General features: G+C 42.1%; 17 protein-coding genes. 14 read left to right on the plus strand and 3 right to left on the minus strand.

Features of this window, described 5'->3' with window-relative positions; genetic code table 11:
* Positions 1–413: 413 nt before the first annotated feature.
* Entirely contained in the window at positions 414–845 is a 432-nt protein-coding gene (locus D7Z94_RS14440) for a hypothetical protein (protein ID WP_120712312.1), read from the plus strand.
* 345 nt (positions 846–1,190) lie between these two features.
* Positions 1,191–1,535: a hypothetical protein gene (locus D7Z94_RS14445; RefSeq protein ID WP_120712313.1), complete on the plus strand. Its 345-nt coding sequence runs from the start codon at positions 1,191–1,193 to the stop codon at positions 1,533–1,535.
* A gap of 86 nt (positions 1,536–1,621) precedes the next feature.
* Here the strand turns inward: D7Z94_RS14445 and D7Z94_RS14450 are convergent, their stop codons facing one another.
* Positions 1,622–2,920: a cation:proton antiporter domain-containing protein gene (locus D7Z94_RS14450; RefSeq protein ID WP_120712314.1), complete on the minus strand. Its 1,299-nt coding sequence runs from the start codon at positions 2,918–2,920 to the stop codon at positions 1,622–1,624.
* Between the two features lie 287 nt (positions 2,921–3,207).
* On the opposite strand from D7Z94_RS14450, the gene rimP reads away from it, so the two are divergent.
* From rimP to infB, 3 genes are read left to right on the plus strand one after another with little or no spacing between them, the layout of a single operon-like run.
* The gene (rimP, locus tag D7Z94_RS14455; RefSeq protein WP_120712315.1) at positions 3,208–3,669 is read left to right on the plus strand and encodes a ribosome assembly cofactor RimP; all 462 of its coding nucleotides are present in this window, start codon (positions 3,208–3,210) and stop codon (positions 3,667–3,669) included.
* A 12-nt stretch (positions 3,670–3,681) separates the two neighbouring features.
* Entirely contained in the window at positions 3,682–4,914 is a 1,233-nt protein-coding gene (gene nusA / locus D7Z94_RS14460) for a transcription termination factor NusA (protein ID WP_120712316.1), read from the plus strand.
* 42 nt (positions 4,915–4,956) lie between these two features.
* On the plus strand, positions 4,957–7,650 hold the full coding sequence (gene infB, locus D7Z94_RS14465; protein ID WP_120712317.1) for a translation initiation factor IF-2: 2,694 nt from the start codon (positions 4,957–4,959) through the stop codon (positions 7,648–7,650).
* A gap of 35 nt (positions 7,651–7,685) precedes the next feature.
* Here infB and D7Z94_RS14470 read toward each other — a convergent pair whose 3' ends face one another.
* The gene (locus D7Z94_RS14470; protein ID WP_120712318.1) at positions 7,686–8,066 is read right to left on the minus strand and encodes an SPOR domain-containing protein; all 381 of its coding nucleotides are present in this window, start codon (positions 8,064–8,066) and stop codon (positions 7,686–7,688) included.
* 220 nt (positions 8,067–8,286) lie between these two features.
* Between D7Z94_RS14470 and D7Z94_RS14475 the strand changes: the two genes are divergently transcribed.
* The 9 genes from D7Z94_RS14475 (at position 8,287) to D7Z94_RS14515 (ending at position 21,074) form a co-directional block, all read left to right on the plus strand.
* The gene (locus D7Z94_RS14475) at positions 8,287–9,672 is read left to right on the plus strand and encodes a c-type cytochrome (RefSeq protein WP_120712319.1); all 1,386 of its coding nucleotides are present in this window, start codon (positions 8,287–8,289) and stop codon (positions 9,670–9,672) included.
* Between the two features lie 34 nt (positions 9,673–9,706).
* Positions 9,707–12,853: a TAT-variant-translocated molybdopterin oxidoreductase gene (locus D7Z94_RS14480; RefSeq protein WP_120712320.1), complete on the plus strand. Its 3,147-nt coding sequence runs from the start codon at positions 9,707–9,709 to the stop codon at positions 12,851–12,853.
* Between the two features lie 34 nt (positions 12,854–12,887).
* Positions 12,888–14,615, plus strand: coding sequence for an NrfD/PsrC family molybdoenzyme membrane anchor subunit (gene nrfD, locus D7Z94_RS14485; protein WP_120712321.1), 1,728 nt, complete (start codon positions 12,888–12,890; stop codon positions 14,613–14,615).
* Between the two features lies 1 nt (position 14,616).
* Positions 14,617–15,147 carry a DUF3341 domain-containing protein gene (locus D7Z94_RS14490; protein WP_120712322.1) on the plus strand — a complete coding sequence of 177 codons (531 nt, stop codon included), beginning with the start codon at positions 14,617–14,619 and terminating at the stop codon, positions 15,145–15,147.
* 2 nt (positions 15,148–15,149) lie between these two features.
* On the plus strand, positions 15,150–15,710 hold the full coding sequence (locus D7Z94_RS14495; protein WP_120712323.1) for a c-type cytochrome: 561 nt from the start codon (positions 15,150–15,152) through the stop codon (positions 15,708–15,710).
* A 12-nt stretch (positions 15,711–15,722) separates the two neighbouring features.
* On the plus strand, positions 15,723–17,030 hold the full coding sequence (locus D7Z94_RS14500; RefSeq protein ID WP_120712324.1) for a quinol:cytochrome C oxidoreductase: 1,308 nt from the start codon (positions 15,723–15,725) through the stop codon (positions 17,028–17,030).
* A 31-nt stretch (positions 17,031–17,061) separates the two neighbouring features.
* Positions 17,062–18,186 (plus strand): cytochrome c oxidase subunit II, encoded by a 1,125-nt coding sequence (locus D7Z94_RS14505; protein ID WP_120712325.1) that lies wholly within the window; start codon positions 17,062–17,064, stop codon positions 18,184–18,186.
* A 43-nt stretch (positions 18,187–18,229) separates the two neighbouring features.
* A complete protein-coding gene (locus tag D7Z94_RS14510) occupies positions 18,230–20,053 on the plus strand; it encodes a cytochrome c oxidase subunit I (protein WP_120712326.1) in 1,824 nt (607 codons plus the stop codon).
* 196 nt (positions 20,054–20,249) lie between these two features.
* Complete coding sequence (locus tag D7Z94_RS14515; RefSeq protein WP_120712327.1) at positions 20,250–21,074, plus strand: GIN domain-containing protein; 825 nt, start codon at positions 20,250–20,252, stop codon at positions 21,072–21,074.
* On the opposite strand, the gene D7Z94_RS14520 is transcribed toward D7Z94_RS14515, so the two are convergent.
* Entirely contained in the window at positions 21,071–23,329 is a 2,259-nt protein-coding gene (locus D7Z94_RS14520) for an acyl-CoA dehydrogenase family protein (protein WP_120712328.1), read from the minus strand. The two genes, D7Z94_RS14515 and D7Z94_RS14520, sit on opposite strands and share 4 nt — an antisense overlap.
* Between the last annotated feature and the right edge of the window lie 11 nt (positions 23,330–23,340).

The raw sequence follows: 23,340 nt of genomic DNA on the forward strand, positions 1-23,340 counted from the left end.
AAAGCGGCTTTTTCGCTAAGATTTATCGTCCGGTCAAAACCAAAATTTTAGCACCATCATACTATTTTAAAAATATAAGTACTTGTCTTACAGTAATTTATAAATTAAATGATATTGTAAAAACACAGCCGAGGAAACATCTGGTTTAAGGGTAGGGAAATACTTATTTACATTTTAAGAGTTACGCAATCCAGAATCAGGTGTCTAAGAGTGTAATTGGAATATCAAGATTCTATTAAAGCTTGGTATTTAAATACAATGCTTATGGAAAATCAAATAGTAGTGATGACTTTTGGAGCTGGCAGTATTATAATTTTTTTAGTCGCCATATGTATCATTTACTTCTCAAGGATAAAAAAAGGATTCTTTGTAATATCCGAATTCGGCATGAGGAATAAAACAATTGTCCAAAGATGAACGAACTTAAATATTACGTAGGTACCAGGCTGAAGTTTGTTATTCATAGGGAAGGTGATCGTATTGAGGAAGACAAAATGTTTACTGGGATTCACTTTTCAGAATCTACGACCACCATATGGTTCGGCGAAATAGGATATAGTAACGAATACTTTGATTTTAAACCTATTCTAAAACCTTTGAATGTACTAAAGCATAACCTTAAGGGTTTGGAAAAAGTAGGAAAGGAACTTACTTTTTTTTCAGCAAGTGAATTGGTCGAAAATTTATGGGCCATTGCCGATGGGGATATTAAGGATTGGCGATGTTTTCGGTCCGACGCACTCTTTTTCCTAATAGAACGGCAATATGATGTTTTTGGCCTTATAGAAAAAAGATCGGCCATAAAAAGTATGGAATTGGAGAATCGGAATTGGGAACATTCATAAATAGGTGAAAGACTATTGTTCCTTCCCATGGTACCCCCCCAAAGTTTTTAGATATCATAATGTATTCATGAATACCCTTAAAAAGCAACAGTGAAATTTAGGGGTCAAAGAATTCCATGGACTTTTTTGCTTTAAAATCCTGTATGGGAAGAAGGAAGTACATATTCATCTCTTCCATAAAATTACCATTTATCGTTAGAAACGAACTGATTGTACATATTTCCGCAACTGATTTCTTATAATTTGTATATTGTTACGGAATTTGGGTTGGAACCAAGGTGTTTGACCATAGGACCATCCCAATTCACTGCCCCACAATTTTAGTGAACATTTTAGCTATAGCAGATGAAGTTAACCGTAAAAAACTTAAAGGTTATTCTTGTCCTTGTCATTCTTGGCTTTGGTTTAGGGATTTACCTGCAAGACTTGGAACATCGTAAAAGTACCGCGCACGCTTGGAAAGCAAATCGCTACAACCTATCCCGTTTCAATAAAATTACCGAGTACAACAAAAAAATGACTTCCAGGAATTGGAGGCGAATGAAGGATAGCATCGCTTTACAGTTGGATACCCTGATGATTTTGAAATTTAGGCGTGAGGTGGACAGCCTTAATGCACTGGAAGGGAAAAATGCCAATATTCAGCGTGCTGGGAGCACAATTGCCACTTCCCTATTATCCAATAAATAGATGCTCTTTTGCAGTGATTATCCTTAGGAATCTTGGGAATGCCTTGAATGGATTCAAACTAATACAGATTCGATCGTTCCCTAGTATTATATTTCAGGCCGTTCTCCTATAATTTCATTGTCGTTTTCCGTTTCTCCCGGTTCAGATTTTTCCTCATTGATCGTTTTGTATTCTTCGTCAATTTGATCCACTAGGGTTTTTACCTTTCTTTTGTCCTTGATCATGGCCCAGGTCATGATCAGACTGGTACCTATGATTACGAACAATAGAATTCCGGGCTCAAAAGTAGCTACTTGAGCTTCTGCCGGAATAGCAAAAAATAGCAGTACCGTAATCAATCCACGAGGGGCGATGAACAATTGAGGTAAGATATCACTTCCTATAAAAGTTCGTAAGATTACAAACCGAATCACATAAATGGACGCAATGAGAAGAAGGCTTATCAAGGCTACGCTCAAACTAAAGAGGGATGCTATGGCGATGGTCAGCCCAAAAATCACAAAGAAAAAAGTACGTACCACAAAGGCGGTCTCCAAGGTGACGATATGGAGCTCATGATAGATGCGATGTGCTTTTTCATATTCCAAAAAATGGGCCAACTTCCCGGCGAAAAATAACTTCATATTGGCGATTACCAAACCGAATATGAGAATTATCAAAAGTGAGGAAAGATGTAATTGCTTGCCAATGGCATAAAGCAACAAGAGCACGGCTATCAGAAGAAATAATTTGGCCTGACTCTTTATTTGCTGGAATATGAGAATAATAGCATAGCTGGCAACCAAGGATAGCACTATGGTGAGTACAATGTTCACTGCAAAGCCAACTGCACCGGAATCTTCCGCTGGGTTTAGCCCGCCTACCAAAAAATAGAACATCATAATGCCCATAATGTCGGAGAAAGTGCTCTCGTATATATGGAATTCCTTTTTGTGTTCCGCTAACCCGCTTACGCTTGGAATAATTATAGCACTGGAAAGAATGGACAAGGGTGTAGCATAGAGCCAAGCGGACTGCATGGTTATCTCCGGGATAAACTGGAAGAGTATCAATGCCGCTACCCATGCGGACCCTATAAGACCTACAAGGGCAATGGCCATAGATTTGAGTATGGGCACCAGTTTTTCCTTTTTCAGTTCCAATTCCAAGGCGGCCTCCAGGACGATCATGATAAGTCCAATGATGCCCAATACCTCAAGGGCCGGAAAAAAGTCTACCTTCTCGGAAGTCATATGTTTTAGGACAAATTGGAGTACCACGCCCAAGATGATCAATAGCAATACCGAAGGTATGTTGGTACGTTTGGCAATACCGTTGAACAAGAAGGATAAAATAAGAATAACCGATGCCTCGATGATGAGGTTATAGGATGAAAATACGTCCATTTGGTTAGGATGTTTTTTGGTCTATTTCCCTAAAATAGAGTATAATTTTTAATTCATACCCGCCCTGTCAATTTTATTCAAGGATTACTTTTTAGCTTGGATATTGAAAGTCGGAAAAATTTGTATATTTGCACCACTGAACGGATATAAATGTATTCATGAGGGGACAATTGGTCCTCTTTTTTATTGCTGAAACTTTGGTTTAGGGGTTTCTTTTACTTCCGAGTAAACCGATGGGTTGAGGCTAACACCGTTAAAGGACGGGGTGGGTAGAAAAGTGATGCAAAATGTTGAAGGATAAGGTAGAGATGCTTTTGAAAGAAGCCTTGGCTAAGGATGAATCCCTTTTTTTGATTGATTTCTCCATTTCATCGGACAATACGATCAAGGTGGTAATCGATGGAGATAAAGGGGTGTCACTTCAGGATTGTATGAAGGTCAGTAGGGCCATAGAGCACAGTCTGGATCGGGATGAGGAGGATTTTTCATTGGAAGTGACCTCTTCTGGGGCTGCATCACCCATTCATATCCCAAGACAGTATAAAAAGAATATTGGTAGGAAATTAAAAGTGAGAACCCAAGAGGGTACCTATGAAGGAAACCTTGTTGAAACATTGGAAAATGGTATTGTTTTAACATGGAAGGCCCGTGAGCCCAAACCGATAGGGAAGGGCAAAATTACGGTCCAGAAAAAAAAGGAAATCAATTTTTCGGAAATAGAGGAAGCAAAAGTTATTTTAAAATTTTAAGTGTAGTCAAAAATGGAAAATATTGCGTTAATAGAATCCTTTTCGGAGTTTAAGGACGATAAATTCATAGACAGGGTAACGCTGATGGCAATTTTAGAGGATGTTTTTAGGAACGCCCTAAAGAAAAAATTTGGTTCCGATGATAACTTTGATATTATTATAAACCCGGACAAAGGGGATTTGGAAATCTGGAGAAACCGGATAGTGGTAGAAGATGGTGAAGTTGAGGACCCTAATGAGGAAATATCCATTTCCGAGGCACGAAAAATAGAACCCGATTTTGAAGTCGGCGAGGATGTTTCCGAAGAGGTAAAGCTTATAGATTTGGGAAGAAGGGCCATTTTGGCACTGCGTCAAAATCTTATCTCAAAGATCCATGAGCACGATAACACCACCATTTATAAGCAATTCAAGGATTTGGAAGGCGAAATATATACCGCGGAGGTGCACCACATTCGCCACAAGGCCATTATCCTTCTGGACGATGAGGGCAACGAGATTATCCTGCCCAAGGATCGTCAGATTCCTTCGGACTTTTTCCGTAAGGGCGATAATGTTCGTGGAATTATTGAGAGCGTGGAACTTAAGGGTAGCAAGCCCACAATAATTATGTCCAGAACTTCTCCGCGCTTTTTGGAGCAGTTGTTCTTTCAGGAAATTCCAGAAGTTTTCGACGGCCTTATTACCATTAAAAAAGCAGTTCGGATTCCAGGGGAAAAAGCCAAGGTTGCCGTAGATTCCTATGACGATCGTATTGATCCCGTCGGAGCCTGCGTCGGAATGAAGGGGTCACGTATACATGGTATTGTGAGGGAACTTGGTAATGAAAATATAGATGTAATCAATTGGACCAACAATCCGCAGCTTATGGTCACAAGATCTTTAAGCCCGGCAAGAGTTACCTCGGTAAAGCTCGATGATGAAAAAATGGCGGCGCAAGTGTATCTTCGACCAGAGGAAGTGTCGAAGGCCATAGGCCGAGGCGGCCACAATATCCGTTTGGCCGGCCAGTTGACCGGTTATGAGATCGATGTGTTCCGAGAAGGAGTGGAAGAAGATGTGGAACTTACCGAGTTTTCTGATGAGATAGATGCATGGATTATTGAGGAATTCAAAAAAATAGGAATGGATACGGCCCGAAGCGTACTGGAACAAGATGTGGACGACCTTGTGAAAAGAACTGATCTAGAGGAGGAGACCATTTACGAAGTTGTACGAATACTCAAAGAAGAATTGGAAGATTAGCTATATATTAGCAACGATTTAAAGAAATAGGAATTAGTATTTATGGCAGACAATGCAAACATAAGGCTTAATAAGGTTCTTAGGGAGCTCAACATTTCTTTGGATAGGGCAGTGGACTTTTTAACATCCAAAGGGCATGAAGTAGATGCCCGTCCCACTACCAAGATATCCAATGAAGTGTACCAAGTACTTTTGGACGAGTTTCAGACGGATATGAGCAAAAAGGTTGCGTCCAAGGAAGTAGGGGAGGAGAAAAGAAAGGAAAAAGAGGCCATAAGGTTGCAATTGGAACAAGAGCAGGAAGAAAGGCGAATTGCCAGGGAGAAAAGGGCGGCCTCGTCTGCCGCTGATAATGTTATCAAGGCCAAGGCTGAGCTTTCCGGTCCCAAGACTGTAGGCAAGATTGATCTAAATCCGAAAAAAAAGACTCCGGCCGCTCCTAAAAAGACAGAAGAAACGGCCAAAGCTAAAGAACCTGAGGTAAAGGAGGCCCCAAAAGCTCCAATAGCCCCTGAAGAAAAACCTAAGCAGGCCGCTGAACCGAATGAAAATGAAGCTGAAGCTGAAAAGGAGAACGAAAAGATAACTACGCAATACCAAAAACTTTCCGGACCAAAAATAACCGGTGATAAGATTGACCTTACCAAATTCCAGAAACCGAAGAAAAAGAAAGAGGAGCCAAAGAGCACCAATACAGGGGGAGATAGGAAAAAGCGAAGAAAGCGGATTGTAAGCAATACCGGTGATGCCAACAAAGGCACAGTGTCACGAGGCAGGGGACCTGGAGGGAGAAAAGATGTAAAACGCTTTGCTTCCGCAAACAAAGTGGAGCCTTCCGAAGAAGATGTTCAAAAACAGGTAAGGGAAACCTTGGAAAAACTTCAAGGGAAATCCAAAAAGGGCAAAGGGGCCAAATATCGTAGGGACAAAAGAGACCAGCACCGTCAACAAACGGAGAAAGATCTTGAACAACAAGAACTGGAAAGTAAAATTTTGAAGGTAACGGAATTTGTTACCGCCAGTGAGGTTGCAACGATGATGGGCGTTTCTACTACTGAAATTATTTCGGCCTGTATGTCGCTTGGAATTATGGTCACCATGAACCAGCGCTTGGATGCCGAAACGCTTTCCATAGTTGCCGATGAATTCGGTTACGAAGTAGAGTTCGTTACCGCCGAAATTGAGGAGGCCATAGAAGAGGATCAAGATGCACCTGAGGATTTAAAACCAAGGGCACCTATTGTTACGGTAATGGGTCATGTAGATCATGGTAAAACATCCCTGTTGGATTATGTTCGGGAGGCCAATGTCATTGCAGGGGAGAGCGGAGGTATTACTCAACATATCGGGGCCTATGGAGTGGAATTGGACGATGGCCAAAGAATAACCTTTTTGGATACACCCGGTCACGAAGCCTTTACGGCAATGCGTGCTCGTGGGGCGCAAGTAACGGATATTGCGGTAATTGTGATAGCGGCGGATGACGATATTATGCCCCAGACCAAGGAAGCTATTAGTCATGCCCAGGCTGCCGCGGTACCTCTGGTATTTGCCATTAATAAAATAGATAGGCCAACGGCCAATCCGGATAAGATCAAGGAAGGACTCGCCAATATGAACCTTTTGGTAGAGGACTGGGGTGGAAAAATACAATCCCACGATATTTCGGCCAAAACGGGTGATGGGGTAAAGGAACTATTGGAAAAGGTTTTGCTCGAAGCAGAATTGTTGGAATTAAAGGCCAATCCCAATAAAAATGCCTCAGGTACTGTCGTAGAAGCCTTTTTGGACAAAGGGCGCGGATACGTGTCCACTATTTTGGTACAGGCCGGAACCTTGCGAATAGGGGATTATGTATTGGCCGGTACCCATAGCGGAAAGGTCAAGGCCATGTACGATGAGCGAGGGAAAGAAATAAAAAAGGCCGGTCCGGCTACGCCCATTTCAATATTGGGATTGGACGGGGCGCCTCAAGCGGGAGATAAATTCAACGTCATGGAAGATGAACGTGAAGCCAAACAGATTGCAACAAAAAGATCCCAATTGTTACGGGAGCAATCCGTTAGGACACAACGTCATATTACGTTGGATGAAATCGGAAGGAGAATTGCCCTTGGAGATTTCAAGGAATTGAACATCATACTCAAAGGAGATGTGGATGGTTCGGTCGAAGCTTTGGTAGATTCCTTCCAAAAACTCTCTACAGATGAGATTCAAGTGAATATTATTCACAAGGGGGTGGGTGCCATAACGGAATCCGATGTACTCTTAGCTTCAGCTTCGGATGCAATAATTATTGGCTTTAATGTTAGGCCTATGGGCAATGCCAGGGAAATTGCGGAAAAGGAAGAAATCGATATCCGCATGTATTCCATAATCTATGATGCCATTAATGACCTTAAGGATGCCATGGAAGGAATGCTTTCTCCTGAGATAAAAGAGGAAATTACGGGTACAGCTGAAATTAGGGAAACCTTTAAGATTTCCAAGGTAGGTACAATCGCAGGGTGTATGGTTACCAGCGGAAAAATATTCCGAAATTCCAATATTCGCCTTATTCGAGATGGTGTGGTTATCTATACCGGTGAATTGTCATCCCTAAAACGATTCAAGGACGATGTTAAGGAAGTAGCCAAAGGTTATGATTGCGGTCTTCAGGTTAAGAATTATAATGATATTAAGGAGAGCGATATCGTTGAGGCCTTCCAAGAGGTGGCCGTGAAGAAAAAATTATGATAGATACAATTTAACGGAAAGAAAAAATCGACCAATTAGGTCGATTTTTTTGGTTTTAACAACATTGCATTGGGATATTTTTCCCGTACTTCCAAAAACTTCCGCTCAGCTTCCAACTTGTCCTTAAACTTTCCGACCCTGACTCTATAGGTAGGGGAATCGAAATCTATTTTTGAAGGTAGTTCTGGGAAGTCTTCCTCTACCTCCATTTGTATTTCCTGGGCTTGGTCAAAAGAACCAAAACCCACTTGTATCCTATAATGTTCCGTACTCGCATTGGCCGACTTATAAATGTCCAATAAGGTCTCGATATTTTTATCCTGTTCAATGGTTATTTTTCCTTGCTGTGCACTGCAAAGCTGAATTCCCAAAATCAATACAACCAATGATAGCGGTGTTTTTAAGATAAAGTCCATAGTTTGTTTCTAGAGTTTTACAAAAGTAATTCTTTATGTTTTAGTGCTTGAATTTTTCCTTTATTTAGAACAATTATAAATTATAAATTATAAATCCATTAACATTTTCAAAATAAAGTCAATGTCGTATTTTTGCCTTCAATTTGAGGCACCGTAATACTACCTAACATCCCATATATACTAATTATCGTGCCAAGATTTCGAAAGAAATAGTTACCATATGAAAAAGGTTCCATACCGCAATCGAATTTCTAAAGTTTTAGGTGTTAGTCTCATTATTTTCCTTCTTTTTTCCATTTCACTCTACAGTCAAGAAGAAGCAGTTGCCGAGAATGCTGAAGTTGCAACGGAAGAAGGTGCAGCGGACACATCTGCCGGGGATCCTGCAAAGGGAAAATCCTTGTTCAATCAAAATTGTGCTGCTTGCCATGCACTGAACCGAAAAATGACCGGACCGGCTTTGGCCAATGTTGAAAGTAGACTCGCAGAGGAAGAAGGCCTGGATAAGGAATGGCTGTATGCTTGGATAAAGAACAGTCCCGGAATGATAAAGTCCGGTGATGCCTATTCGGTCAAAATTTATAATGAATACAATCAGGCGGCAATGACCGCTTTCCCAACGTTGAGTAATCAGGATATCGATGATATTTTAGCGTACACTGCAGCTCCTCCTCCTGCGGCCGCACCATCGGTAGCTGCTACGGCGACAGATAGTGCAGGTTCTTCAAAGTCTTCCGGAATTTCCAATGAAATACTGTTAGGCGCCTTGGCCGTGGTCTTTGGACTTTTGGTACTAATGCTTTTCTTGGTCAATAGTACCCTTAAGAGAATTGCCGAAGCCAATGGTGTTGTTCTGGAAAAAGAGCGCGCGGAAAAGAGAACTCCCATTTGGAAGGCATTTGCGCAAAATCAGTTTTTGGTCTTGGTCACGGTGATATTTCTTTTGCTGGGAAGCGCTTACTTTGCTTATGGATGGATGATGCAAGTAGGTGTAGATCAAGGATATGCGCCCATTCAGCCTATACACTATTCCCATAAGATACATGCGGGCGATAATAAGATAGAATGTAAGTATTGCCATTCTTCGGCACGGGTTTCCAAACATTCCGGAATTCCATCCTTGAACGTCTGTATGAACTGTCATAAATCCATTTACGAATATAAAGGAAATCCGGAAGGGCCTACCCAAGAGGATTTGGCCAATGGATATACCAATGAATTTTACACGGGTGAAATAAAGAAATTGTATAAGGCCGTTGGTTGGGACGAAGAGAATCAGAAGTACACTGGAGAAAGTCAGCCTGTTGAATGGGTACGTATCCATAACCTTCCCGATTTTGCTTATTTCAATCATTCACAACACGTTTCGGTGGCCGGTATAGAATGTCAGACCTGTCATGGCCCCGTTGAGGAAATGGAAATCATGTACCAATACTCTCCTTTGACCATGGGTTGGTGTGTGGAATGTCATAGGGAAACCAATGTAAAAGTTGAAGGCAACGAATACTATGCAAAAATCCACGCGGAACTTTCCAAAAAATATGGTGTAGACCAGCTTACGGCGGCCCAGATGGGCGGTTTGGAATGTGGAAAATGTCACTATTGATTAAAACTAAAGCAGCTAATTACAGAGATATCGTATGGCATCAAACAAAAAATATTGGAAAAGCGAAGCGGAGTTAAATCCTAACGATTCCATTGTTGAGACGCTAAAGCAAAACGAGTTTGTAGAGGAGATTCCTGTTGATGATTTCTTGGGCGATAAGGAGAACCTTTCCGCCACTACCACCAATAGAAGGGACTTTTTAAAGTATGTAGGGTTTAGTACCGCTGCGGCTTCCCTTGCAGCATGTCAAGGACCTGTCCGTAAATCCATTCCTTATGTAGTACAACCGGAAAATATTGTGCCCGGTGTGGCCAATTATTATGCGACTACCATTGCCAATGGTTTTGATTTTGCGAGTATACTTATAAAGACAAGGGAAGGTAGACCGATAAAAGTTGAAAATAATACAGAGGCCAAAGTGGGCGGAAGTGCAAATGCCAGGGTCCAGGCTTCGGTTCTGTCCTTATATGACAGCACAAGGCTGCAAGGTCCCTTGGCTAACGGGGAGCCTATTGAGTGGGATGCCTTGGATGCCGGGGTAAAGGCCAAATTGGGAAGTCTAAAAGGTTCCGGAAAACAAATAGCCCTATTAACACAAACTTATGCGAGTCCCTCAACTTCTAGGCTTGTAGCGGAGTTCAAGGAAATGTATGGCGATGTGAACCATGTTGCCTATGACGCGATTTCCGAGGATGCCGCTCTTACCGCTTTCGAGAACCGATATGGGGAACGTGCCTTGGCGGACTATGATTTTTCAAAAGCGGATTTGATCATTTCCTTCGGAGCCGATTTCTTGGCGGACTGGCAAGGTGGTGGATTTGATAACGGTTATGCCAAAGGCAGGATTCCAAAAAATGGAAAAATGTCGAGGCATGTCCAGTTTGAGGCTAATATGTCCCTAACCGGGGCAAATGCTGATAAACGCGTTCCGTTGACGCCTATGCAACAAAAAGTAGCCTTGGCCAAGTTGTATGCCAAATTAAATGGCACTTCGGTTGGTGGTGAAATCGGGGATGCCGAACAGGCACTGGATGCCGTGGTTGCACAAATAAAGAAAAATACAAGCAATGCCGTGGTAGTTACCGGTATTGATGACGTAAATGCCCAGTCTGTGGTTCTGGCCATAAATGAAATGTTGGGTAGTAAAGCATTTGACCCAAAGTCCCCTAAATATAGCAGACAAGGAAATACCAATGCCGTTAATGCTTTGATTTCCGATATGAACGCAGGGAAGGTCGGGGCATTGATAATGGATGGGGTAAACCCAATGTATACCCTGCCCAATGCGGTGGATTTTGCCAGTGGTATTGAAAAAGTAGATATATCCGTTGTGTTTTCCACCAATTGGAACGAAACTACTGAGGTAACACAGTATACTGCGGCGACCAACCACTTTTTGGAATCCTGGGGAGATGTTCATATCAAAAAAGGCCATTACAGCCTTACGCAGCCCACAATCAAGGAGTTGTTTGATACTAGGCAATTTCAAACTGCGCTATTGGGGTGGATGGGCCGCGATATTAGTTACTACGATTATATAAAGGAAACTTGGGAAACGTTTGTGCTCAACGGTGCTGATTGGAACAAAGTGCTTCATGATGGAGTATTTGTAGTTTCCGATCAGGTAGAGGGTGATCCTGAAAATACGTTGGGGCAAGAAGACAAGGAAACATCGGATGAAACAATGACCGAAGAATCGGCTACATCCTTGTCTATTGTGCCTATAGCCTCCGCGGTGCGAAGTTTGGCGAATGCTACCAGTGGCGGTGGTATGGAACTTACACTTTACCCCAAAATAGGTATGGGAGATGGGCAGCAGGCCAATAATCCTTGGCTGCAAGAATTCCCGGATCCCATTACCCGAGTATCTTGGGATAACTACGTTACGGTTTCCAAGGCAGATGCAGAACAAATGGGATTGGAAAACGTGCATGTCGCCAATGGCGGTATGGATGGAAGTTATGTAAAGCTTACGGTAGATGGGGTGTCCATTGATGGAGTTCCCGTTATTGTTCAACCCGGGCAGGCCAACGGTTCTGTAGGACTCTCTTTTGGGTATGGTAAAAAAGTGGGTATGAAATCGGAGATGCAGACCGGTGTGAATGCCTATACATTATACCGGAATTTCAATGCTGTTCAGTCCGTAACGATTGAAAAATCACCGGGAATGCATGAATTTGCCTGCGTTCAATTACACAAGACATTAATGGGTAGGGGTGATATCATCAAAGAAACTACCCTAGAAATTTTCAATACCAAGGACCATGCCGAATGGAACCATGTTCCAGTGGTATCCCTTAATCACCAAGAGGTACCGGCTACTACCGTAGATCTTTGGGACAGCTTTGATCGTTCTATTGGGCATCACTTCAATATGTCCATAGATTTAAATGCTTGTACGGGTTGTGGTGCCTGTGTTATTGCCTGTCACGCAGAGAATAACGTCCCAGTGGTGGGTAAAGAAGAAGTAAGGCTTTCCAGGGATATGCACTGGTTGCGAATAGATAGATATTATTCTTCAGAGGATACATTTGAGGAGGATAATACCAAGAAAGAGGAATTTGATGGTCTTTCAGGAGAAAAAGGCTCTTTGGGAGGTTTCGGGGAGTTGGAACATCCAGCTACCAACCCGCAGGTGGCCTTTCAGCCCGTAATGTGTCAGCATTGTAATCATGCGCCCTGTGAGACAGTTTGCCCGGTTGCGGCTACATCGCATGGTCGTCAAGGACAGAATCAAATGGCCTATAACCGGTGTGTAGGTACCCGTTATTGTGCCAATAACTGCCCATATAAAGTGAGGAGGTTCAATTGGTTCCTGTACAATAACAATGATGAGTTTGATTACCATATGAATAACGATTTGGGCAAGATGGTTCTCAATCCTGATGTCAACGTACGTTCAAGGGGAGTTATAGAAAAGTGTTCCCTTTGTATCCAGAAAACGCAGAAAACCATTTTGGATGCCAAACGTGAGGGCCGCCAAATTAAAGATGGGGAGTTCCAGACAGCTTGTTCATCTGCATGTAGCAGTGGCGCGATCGTATTTGGGGATGTAAATGACAAGGAGAGTAAGGTTGCCGAATTGGCGGAAAGTGACCGTATGTACCACTTGTTGGAGCATGTGGGAACCAAACCCAATGTATTCTATCATGTAAAAGTTAGGAATACCAACGAAGCTTAAACCATACAATAAAAAACAACTATAATAGAAATCTATGGCGTCGCATTACGAAGCACCTATTCGAAGGCCCTTAGTAATTGGGGATAAAGGCTACCACGATGTAACCGTGGATATTGCCGCTCCGGTAGAGGGAAGGGCCAATAAGCACTGGTGGATTGTCTTTACCATTGCCTTGGCCGCATTACTTTGGGGTGTTGGGTGTATCATTTATACAATTTCCACAGGTATTGGTACCTGGGGTTTGAATAAGACCGTTAACTGGGCATGGGATATCACCAATTTCGTTTGGTGGGTAGGTATTGGTCATGCAGGGACGTTGATTTCCGCTGTATTGTTACTGTTCCGTCAAAAATGGAGAATGGCCATTAACCGTTCCGCAGAGGCCATGACCATTTTTTCCGTAATTCAGGCCGGGTTGTTCCCTATCATACACATGGGTCGTCCTTGGCTGGCATATTGGGTTTTACCTATTCCCAATCAATTCGGTTCACTTTGGGTAAACTTCAACTCGCCACTGCTCTGGGATGTTTTCGCAATTTCGACCTACCTCTCGGTTTCTTTGGTATTTTGGTGGACAGGCCTTTTGCCGGATTTTGCTATGATTCGTGACCGTGCCGTTAAACCATTTCAAAAGAAAATATACAGCTTGTTAAGTTTTGGATGGAGCGGGCGTGCCAAGGATTGGCAACGTTTTGAGGAGGTTTCCTTGGTTTTGGCCGGTTTGGCCACCCCTTTGGTACTTTCCGTGCACACTATCGTATCGTTTGACTTTGCTACATCCGTAATTCCGGGATGGCATACCACAATTTTCCCTCCTTACTTTGTTGCCGGTGCTGTTTTCTCGGGCTTCGCTATGGTGAATACGTTGTTGATCATAATGCGCAAGGTCTGTCATCTGGAGGCATACATTACCGTACAGCACATTGAGTTGATGAACATCATAATCATGATTACGGGATCCATTGTAGGGTGCGCCTATATTACAGAACTTTTTATGGCCTGGTATTCCGGTGTAGAATATGAACAGTACGCCTTTTTGAATAGGGCTACGGGACCGTATTGGTGGGCATATTGGGCTATGATGACCTGTAACGTATTTTCACCTCAGTTTATGTGGTTTAAAAAATTACGTACCAGTATCATGTTCTCGTTCTTTATTTCCATAGTAGTGAATATTGGGATGTGGTTTGAACGTTTTGTGATTATCGTAACTTCACTGCATAGGGATTATCTCCCTTCTTCATGGACCATGTTTTCTCCCTCTTTTGTGGATATAGGCATATTCATAGGTACTTTGGGATTCTTTTTCGTATTGTTCCTGCTTTATGCCAGAACCTTCCCGGTAATTGCGCAGGCCGAAGTAAAGACCATATTAAAATCTTCTGGGGAACGTTACAAGAAATTAAGGGAAGCAGGAAAACCATTGTATGAGATTACCAAAACCGCCCATATTCAGGAAAGTGTGGTTGAAGAAAAATCACTTCCCAAAGAAGAGCAGGAAAGTCAAGTTTCTACCTTACTGGACTCAATAGGCTCATTTGATGCGAACACGGAAACGCCCGATGATTTGAAGAAAGTCAAAGGAATTGGTCCCCAAATGGAAAAAACCCTGAACCAAATTGGGATATTCACCTTTGCTCAAGTAGGCAAAATGACGGAGAAAGAGTATAACCTCTTGGATTCCATAACTGGTTCTTTCCCCGGACGTGCACAACGAGATGATTGGGCCGGACAAGCTAGAAGTTTAAATAACAATAAATAATATGGCATCTAAAGTTATACATGCTTACTATAATGATGATGATGTGTTGATGCATGCGGTCAAAAAGATAAAGGAGGCCAAACATCATATAGAGGAAGTGTATTGTCCTTTCCCGGTACATGGTTTGGATAAGGCCATGGGACTGGCGCCGACCAGAATTGCCATTACATCCTTTATGTATGGTTGTTTAGGGCTGGCAGTGGCCATTGCCATGATGGATTATATCATGATCGATGATTGGCCCCAGGATATTGGTGGCAAGCCTAGTTTTAGCTATATCGAAAATATGCCTGCTTTTGTGCCGATTATGTTTGAGCTAACCGTATTTTTTGCGGCCCACTTAATGGTTATCACTTTTTATCTGAGAAGTAGGCTATGGCCATTTAAAAAAGCTGAAAATCCGGATGTGAGAACAACGGACGATCATTTTGTGATGGAAATTGAAATCCATGACAATGAAAAGGAATTGCGTAACTTATTGTTGGATACAGGTGCGGTAGAGATAAGCATAGCAGATAAAAACGATCATTGAATATGAAAAGTTTTGGTAAAATAGGAATGGTATTGTTTGGAATTCTGGTCTTCTTTTCCTGTCAGGATGAAAAGATTCCAAATTATCAGTATATGCCTAATATGTATGAGGCCGTAGGTTATGAGACCTATGATGAGGTCTATTTTTTGCCCAAAGGTACGGAGGCCCTTGTACCACCGGAAAATACTATTCCTAGGGGATGGTTGCCCTATGGGTATGAAAACACCCCCGAAGGGAAGGAATTGGCACGCGTGCAGATGAGCCCTCTGGATTCATTGCAAAGGGAAGAAAATCTGGCTACAGGAAAAGAATTGTATGATATCTATTGCGCAATATGCCATGGTGCCAAAGGTAAAGGGCAAGGGAATTTAGTGAAGCGCGAAAAGATATTGGGTGTGCCTAGCTATGACGATGCAGCAAGAAATATTACAGTGGGCACTACTTTTCATACAGTTCAATATGGCTTGAATTCCATGGGGTCTTACGCATCGCAAATGAGCACTACAGAGATGTGGCAGGTTTCGGAATATGTAATGAAATTAAAAGAAGACTTAACAAAATAATACATAGACAATATGTACACGTTTTCAAGTAGATTAAAAATTGCGTCTATAGTAATGATGATCGTGGGAGCTTTGGGCTTAGGCTACGGTTTTATTACCATGCCGACATCTGTAGAGGAAGCCAAGGCCATGGTCGCCAGTCATGATGATGGTCATGGAGGATCCCATGGGGAAGGGACACATGCCAATACAGATTCTCACGGAGAACACGATGCCTCCCATGATGAGCACCTGTTGCACCAATTACAGAATAAGCCTTGGGCGGCATTATATGTTGCTGCTTTCTTTTTCTTTATGATTGCCTTAGGCACCCTGGCTTTTTATGCCGTTCAGCGTGCATCGCAAGCAGGTTGGTCGCCATTGTTGTTCCGCGTTATGGAGGGTATCTCGGCATATCTGGTGCCCGGTGGAATCATTGTCTTTGTTATTTTGGTCCTTTCCGTAATGCATATGAACCATTTATTTGTGTGGATGGATGCCGATGTGGTGGCCCATGATAAATTGTTACAGGGAAAAGCAGGATACCTGGATCCGGTCTTCTTTTTGATTAGAGCGGCAATATTCCTGGGCGGATGGATTCTTTATCGCGAGTATTCCAGAAAATTGTCCATTAAGCAAGATGAGTCCAATGATAATTCAAGCTTCAAATTGAATTTTAAGATTTCCGCTGCATTTTTGGTATTCTACCTTATTTCCGAATCCATGATGTCCTGGGATTGGATTATGAGTGTTGATCCCCATTGGTTTAGTACCTTGTTCGGGTGGTACGTATTTGCCAGTATGTTCGTATCTGGTATAACGGTTATTGCCATGGTTACTATTTACCTAAAATCAAAAAATTATTTACCGGATGTAAATGATAGTCATATCCATGACTTGGCCAAGTTCATGTTCGGAATCAGTATTTTTTGGACCTATCTATGGTTTTCACAGTTTATGTTAATTTGGTATTCCAACATCCCTGAGGAGGTCACCTATTTTGTTACAAGAATTGAGGATTATAAACTGCCCTTCTTCGGAATGGTTGTGATGAATTTTGTATTTCCATTTTTGATTTTGATGAATAGTGACTATAAACGAATTAATTGGTTCGTAATAATGGCAGGGATCGTTATCTTGGCCGGACATTATGTAGATATATTTAATATGATTATGCCAGCTACTGTAGGAGATCAATGGTATATTGGCATTCCCGAAATCGGGGCAATTCTTTTCTTTGCCGGGTTTTTTATATTTTGGGTTTTCAGGGCTCTTGGCACTGTTCCTTTACAACCTAAGAGAAACCCATTCATTGAGGAAAGTAGGCATTTTCACTATTAACGGATTTTAAAGAATAATTTCAAATCATACAATGACTACATTACTGGTTTTAGTTGTTTTAGTTCTCGTGGCAATCGCAATTTGGCAGATGACAAAGATGTTCGAATTTGCCCAACTCAAAACAAATACTTCGGAGATAGCCAACGATAACGATAATAAGTACAATGGGTACCTATTGTTTGCATTTTTGATCTTTATCTATGGCATTACCATTTTCAGTTTTTGGAAGTACTCCAAGGTTTTGCTTCCAGAGGCAGCTTCCGAACATGGTGGCGAATATGATTATTTAATGTTGGTATCCTTTATCATCATTTTCTTTGTACAGACCATTACCCAGGCATTACTACATTATTTTGGGTATAAGTACAGGGGAGAAAAAGGCAAGAAGGCTCTTTTTTATGCAGATAATGACCGTTTGGAGTTTATATGGACGATAATCCCCGTAATCGTATTGGCCGGACTCATATTATGGGGCTTGTATACATGGACAAATATCATGGACATCAATGAGGAGGATGATCCGTTAATAGTGGAGCTATATGCCCAACAATTTAACTGGACGGCCAGATATGGCGGAGAGGATAATGTTCTGGGCGCGGCCAACGTAAGAATGATAGATATTGACAAGGCAAACGTATTGGGACTGGACGAGTCCGACTCCTATGCTGCGGATGATATAATCGTAAAGGAACTTCATTTGCCGGTAGGCCGAAAGGTGAATTTTAAAATGCGTTCCCAAGACGTATTACATTCCGCCTATATGCCCCATTTCCGAGCCCAGATGAACTGTGTGCCGGGAATGACAACAGAATTTTCGTTTACTCCGATAACCACAACGGCACAAATGAGACAAAACCCGGATGTTGTGGAAAAAGTAAAACGTACCAATGCACTTAGAGCCGAATGGGCCGCGGAAGGAAGACCAAATTCCGACCCATGGGAATTTGACTATGTACTCATTTGTAACAAAATATGCGGTCAGTCGCATTATAATATGCAAATGAAGATTATTGTAGAGACCGAGGAAGAATATAATGAATGGATAAAATCCCAAAAGACCTTTGCGGAAACCGTTATGGTAGCGGACGTACAGGAACCGGATTTCAATCCTGTTGGAGCGGAAACGGCGGAGCTATCTTATAAGGCTCAGGATTAAGAGTATTGCTAGAAAAGGAAAGGATAATTAAAAAAGTAAAATTATGTCTGTTACGGCACAAGCACATGTAGAGGACCATGCACATGATCATGGGCATCATCACAAAGAGACATTTATTACCAAATACATCTTTAGTCAGGATCACAAAATGATAGCCCGACAGTATTTGATTACGGGACTCATAATGGGTTTTGTTGGAATAGCGATGTCTCTATTGTTTCGGATGCAACTGGCCTGGCCGGGGGAATCCTTCCCAATATTCGAAACTTTATTGGGCAAATGGGCTCCAGATGGTGTTATGGATGCGGATATCTATTTGGCCTTGGTTACCATACACGGAACCATAATGGTGTTTTTTGTGCTTACTGCCGGATTGAGCGGTACCTTTAGTAACCTTTTGATTCCCCTGCAGATCGGGGCCAGGGATATGGCATCAGGTTTTTTGAACATGGTGTCGTATTGGTTATTTTTCCTGTCCAGTGTAATTATGGTGATATCACTTTTTGTTGAGGCCGGTCCGGCTTCCGCGGGGTGGACCGTGTACCCACCTTTAAGTGCCCTGCCTATGGCCCAATCAGGATCGGGTATGGGGATGACGCTTTGGCTGGTATCCATGACTATATTTATTGCTTCATCCCTTTTGGGATCTTTGAATTATATCGTTACGGTACTGAACCTAAGGACCAAAGGTATGTCCATGACCCGTTTGCCCTTGACGATTTGGGCATTTTTCGTTACAGCGGTAATCGGTGTAATCTCCTTCCCCGTTCTTTTATCCGCCGGGCTATTATTGCTTATGGATAGGAGTTTTGGTACATCGTTCTTTTTATCGGATATCTTTATTCAGGGAGAGGTTTTGCATTATCAAGGAGGATCTCCGGTATTGTTCGAGCATCTTTTTTGGTTTTTGGGTCACCCAGAGGTCTATATTGTAATCCTACCCGCTATGGGTATCGTTTCCGAAGTGATGTCCGTTAATGCCCGTAAACCTATCTTCGGGTATCGTGCCATGATTGCCTCCATATTGGCCATTGCGTTTTTATCCACAATTGTTTGGGGACATCATATGTTCATTTCCGGGATGAACCCATTTTTGGGATCTGTATTTACCTTTACTACGCTATTGATTGCAATACCCTCGGCGGTAAAAGCATTTAATTGGATAACGACCCTATGGAAAGGAAATTTGCAGCTAAATCCTGGAATGTTATTTTCCATTGGAATGGTTTCCACATTTATCACGGGAGGCTTAACCGGAATTATTTTGGGCGACAGCACCTTGGATATAAACGTACATGATACCTATTTTGTAGTGGCGCACTTCCATTTGGTAATGGGTATTTCGGCACTATATGGTTTATTTGCCGGAGTGTACCATTGGTTCCCAAAAATGTTCGAAAGCAAAATGATGAATAAGAATTTGGGATATGTCCATTTTTGGATTACGGCAATAGGCTCCTATGGAATATTCTTTCCCATGCACTTTGTAGGTATGGCAGGAGTGCCTAGGAGGTATTATGAGAATACCGCCTTTCCCATGTTCGATGAACTAACGGATGTACAAGTCCTTATGACGGTCTTTGCATTGATAACCGCTGGAGCACAACTGGTCTTTGCCTATAACTTTATCAGCAGTATCTTCTATGGTAAAAAAGGACCCAAGAACCCTTGGAAGGCAACTACTTTGGAATGGACGGCAGAGGTAAAACATATTCATGGAAATTGGGACGGCCCCATACCACATGTTCATCGCTGGGCTTATGATTACAGTAAGACCGATGAAAATGGGGAATACATTATTCCGGGGCAGGATTTTGTACCTCAAACGGTGCCCCTACAAGAAGATGAGGAAGAATTAAATCATTAACACCAAACTAATTCAAACAAAAAATGCCCGTACCATTAAGTCGGGCATTTTTTTTGATGGTGATTGAAAAAAGACAATCTCGCTTTTTTGTAATATCTTAGTAAAGCCCTATTTGAAATCCCCATTTAAATTCGTTTTAGTAATTGGGTGTACCATTGACGGGCGTGCTGAAATCCTCCATGAAATCTAACCTGTTATGAAACACACTTTTCTTATTGCACTGATCATGTTAACAGGGTTTGTACACGCGCAACGCAAACCTAAGATCAAGGGAAATAGAAGCATTGTGCAGGTAAACGAGAACTTGCCTCCATTTAATGCCATACAACTTATTGATGATTTGGAGATTGTTTTAAAGAAATCCTTTGAGGAAGGTTATACCATTGAAGCGGATGATAATTTAATCGATGTCCTAAAATTTGAGGTTAAGGACGGTACGTTGTTCATCAGTTCCTTTTATAAGATTACGGCTAAAAAAAAGTTGGAGATTATTGTCAATTACAGGGAATTGGAGTCAATAACCATGGAAAATGGTAAGATGAATACAGATGATGTAATCTCTTCCGATGAATTGCACATTAAAACTTCGGGCCCTTCGCGATTGGAATTGAATGTCAACGCAACCATAACACATCTTGCCATGGAAGGCATAAGTTCCGGGGATTTTAATTTTGCAAGCGACTCCATAGATATTCAATTATCGGACCGTATAGACGCTCGCATATATGTGGTCGGAGAGAGTACCCATGTCTCCATGCAAAAGAATGCTACGTCAAGATTAGAGGGCACCACGGACAGTCTACAGGTACTATTATATGGGAATGCCAATCTTAAGGCGGAGAGATGTGAAGCAACCATTGTTAAGGCCATTTTGGAAGAATCTTCGGATGCCAACATTTATGCCATTACAAATTTTGAACTTTCTTCCAAGGGTTCTTCCAGAGTTAATCTATATGGAAACCCCAATATTAAAATTTCGGAGTTTTTGGACACTTCCAAGCTCCATAAAACACTGGATTAAACTGCAATCGGAGCGGTGATACAATGTTCTGGAATACCAAAGCCATCCACCAAAACTTCCATATGTGGCCTAAGCTCGGAACATAGACGTTCTACCCTCTGTCGTATAGCCTTTGATTTGGTTCTTCCCATATAGCCCTGCTCCAAATACCATTCGGCATCCTTTCGGATTTCATATAACGCATAAAGTGTTCCCAGCTTTTGGAATAATAGACGGTTTTTTTCATCCTTGAGTGTGGATGCAAAATCGGAAAATAGGGTATAGGCCAGTTCTACACTATATGCTTTGCCTAGGGCTAATAAATGCGTCTGTACCTTAAGGAATGCCTGATAGGAAGGTACACCTTTTTTTATTTGATCCCGTATGCGCATGGCCAAGGTATATGTAAGCCTTTTGGTCCTATAGTTAAAGGCGTGTCCGTGAAATTTAGGATTGTATAGATGTTCCTTGTCCGTTTTATTGGTGTAGACAGGGTTAATAGCGGAAAGCCTCTCGCCAAGTTGGGTTGTGAGTAAGCGCAATACCGAAGAAAAACCTGCACTATTAAATTCGGCCCTAAAGTCTGAGAGAACTCCTTTGGCGGCCAATTGTAATAAGACGGTATTGTCACCTTCAAAAGTGGTAAAAATATCTACATCGCCCTTTAGGTCCGCAATACGGTTTTCCAGTAGATAACCCTTACCTCCGCAGGCTTCCCTACATTCCTGGATGGCATCATTGGCATACCAGGTAATCAATGATTTTAGACCGGCCACTTGGGTCTCTACCTTGCGTTTATCCGTATGGTCTTCATTGCAATAGGCCTCCATAATTCTGTCCAAGGTAACGTGGTATACATACGCACTGGCAACTAAAGGTGTAAGCCGAAGTTGATGGGTAGGATAATCTAGTAATAGGTCTTCCTGAATTTTAATGTTGTCATTGAACTGCCTTCTTCTTAAGGCGTGCTTCACGGCAATGGCCAATGCAAACTTTGCACCCCCCAATCCGGCGCGAGCCACACAAATACGTCCGCCCACCAATGTACCTAGCATGGTAAAGAAGCGCTTATTTGGATTTTGGATATCCGAATGGTAGCTGCCATCATCTTTTATGTGGCCATACATGTTCAGTAAGTTCTCCCTCGGCACATGTACCTGATTAAACCAAATTTTCCCGTTGTCCACGCCATTAAGCCCTAATTTATATCCATTGTCCTCTACTTTTATTCGAGGGAGCAACCTATGTTCGTCGTCCCGTAAAGGAACAAGAATGGCATGCACGCCTTCGTTTTTTCCATTTACGATCAATTGGGCAAATACCGTAGCCATTTTAGCATGTAGGGCATTTCCAATATATTCTTTGTTATCCTTATCGCCAGGGGTATGAATTATGATTTCATCGGTTTTGGAATCATAGGTTGCCGTGGTCTTAATGCCTCTTACGTTGGAGCCATGTCCCGTTTCGGTCATGGCAAAACAGCCCAAAAGTTTGGCTTCCCCAGTTTTTTTAAGATACCGGTCATGATGTTTTTTGGTTCCCAATTTTTGGATGCTTCCCCCAAATAGCCCAAACTGTACCCCGAACTTGATTGCAAGACTGCCATCCACGTACATAAGGTTCTCAAAAATAGCGGCATACCCCTCCATATCTTCCGTTCCACCGTAGGATTTTGGATATGCCATGGCGCCATAACCATTTTCTCCAAGAAACTGCACTTGCTCCAGGACCCGTTTTCTGAATTCATCCTTGTCCCTATGAATGTTCCAATCAAAAAGAGGACGGGATAAAAAAGAGCGAAAATTATCAATTACGTTGGCATGCTTACCTTTTAATAGGGCATCCAATTCATGGGCATTGTAATAATGGGATGTTTTTTGGTGAATTACTTCTACGTCAAAGAGATGGTTATAGTGGTTGGGCTGTATACCAAGGTTTACTTCGATATACTTTAGATTTTCATTGAATGGACATTCATCGTTATAGCGGCACACTACTTTTTGACTAAAAGTGGCCAAGGGATAGGTGTCACTTTCTACAAGTTTTACCATAGACTTGGAAATGGTATGTTTCCAGTTTTTGAATTCCTTATTGGATGGAGGGTTTGTCCTCTTCAACCATTTGAACAAAGTATCTCGTTCTTCTTTGGATAAGGAATTATCCTGTTCCAAGGCCTTTTCAACAATGGCAACTTCCGAAGCCGATAATAGATCATCTGACCATATGACATAAAAAAAGGGAATATATTGAAGAATCCCAGGGCTGTACTTTTCCATGTCCTGAATTT

Origin of the sequence: Ulvibacterium marinum (assembly GCF_003626755.1) — a bacterium.
Taxonomy (GTDB): domain Bacteria; phylum Bacteroidota; class Bacteroidia; order Flavobacteriales; family Flavobacteriaceae; genus Ulvibacterium; species Ulvibacterium marinum.

Excerpts from the sequence above, each read along its gene's own strand:
- rimP (WP_120712315.1), top strand. The coding sequence starts at position 3,208 with ATGTTGAAGGATAAGGTAGAGATGCTTTTGAAAGAAGCCTTGGCTAAG.
- D7Z94_RS14470 (WP_120712318.1), bottom strand. The coding sequence starts at position 8,066 with ATGGACTTTATCTTAAAAACACCGCTATCATTGGTTGTATTGATTTTG.
- nrfD (WP_120712321.1), top strand. The coding sequence starts at position 12,888 with ATGGCGTCGCATTACGAAGCACCTATTCGAAGGCCCTTAGTAATTGGG.
- D7Z94_RS14490 (WP_120712322.1), top strand. The coding sequence starts at position 14,617 with ATGGCATCTAAAGTTATACATGCTTACTATAATGATGATGATGTGTTG.
- D7Z94_RS14520 (WP_120712328.1), bottom strand. The coding sequence starts at position 23,329 with ATGGAAAAGTACAGCCCTGGGATTCTTCAATATATTCCCTTTTTTTAT.
- D7Z94_RS14480 (WP_120712320.1), top strand. The coding sequence starts at position 9,707 with ATGGCATCAAACAAAAAATATTGGAAAAGCGAAGCGGAGTTAAATCCT.
- D7Z94_RS14450 (WP_120712314.1), bottom strand. The coding sequence starts at position 2,920 with ATGGACGTATTTTCATCCTATAACCTCATCATCGAGGCATCGGTTATT.
- D7Z94_RS14440 (WP_120712312.1), top strand. The coding sequence starts at position 414 with ATGAACGAACTTAAATATTACGTAGGTACCAGGCTGAAGTTTGTTATT.
- D7Z94_RS14510 (WP_120712326.1), top strand. The coding sequence starts at position 18,230 with ATGTCTGTTACGGCACAAGCACATGTAGAGGACCATGCACATGATCAT.
- D7Z94_RS14500 (WP_120712324.1), top strand. The coding sequence starts at position 15,723 with ATGTACACGTTTTCAAGTAGATTAAAAATTGCGTCTATAGTAATGATG.
- nusA (WP_120712316.1), top strand. The coding sequence starts at position 3,682 with ATGGAAAATATTGCGTTAATAGAATCCTTTTCGGAGTTTAAGGACGAT.
- D7Z94_RS14515 (WP_120712327.1), top strand. The coding sequence starts at position 20,250 with ATGAAACACACTTTTCTTATTGCACTGATCATGTTAACAGGGTTTGTA.
- infB (WP_120712317.1), top strand. The coding sequence starts at position 4,957 with ATGGCAGACAATGCAAACATAAGGCTTAATAAGGTTCTTAGGGAGCTC.
- D7Z94_RS14505 (WP_120712325.1), top strand. The coding sequence starts at position 17,062 with ATGACTACATTACTGGTTTTAGTTGTTTTAGTTCTCGTGGCAATCGCA.
- D7Z94_RS14445 (WP_120712313.1), top strand. The coding sequence starts at position 1,191 with ATGAAGTTAACCGTAAAAAACTTAAAGGTTATTCTTGTCCTTGTCATT.
- D7Z94_RS14475 (WP_120712319.1), top strand. The coding sequence starts at position 8,287 with ATGAAAAAGGTTCCATACCGCAATCGAATTTCTAAAGTTTTAGGTGTT.
- D7Z94_RS14495 (WP_120712323.1), top strand. The coding sequence starts at position 15,150 with ATGAAAAGTTTTGGTAAAATAGGAATGGTATTGTTTGGAATTCTGGTC.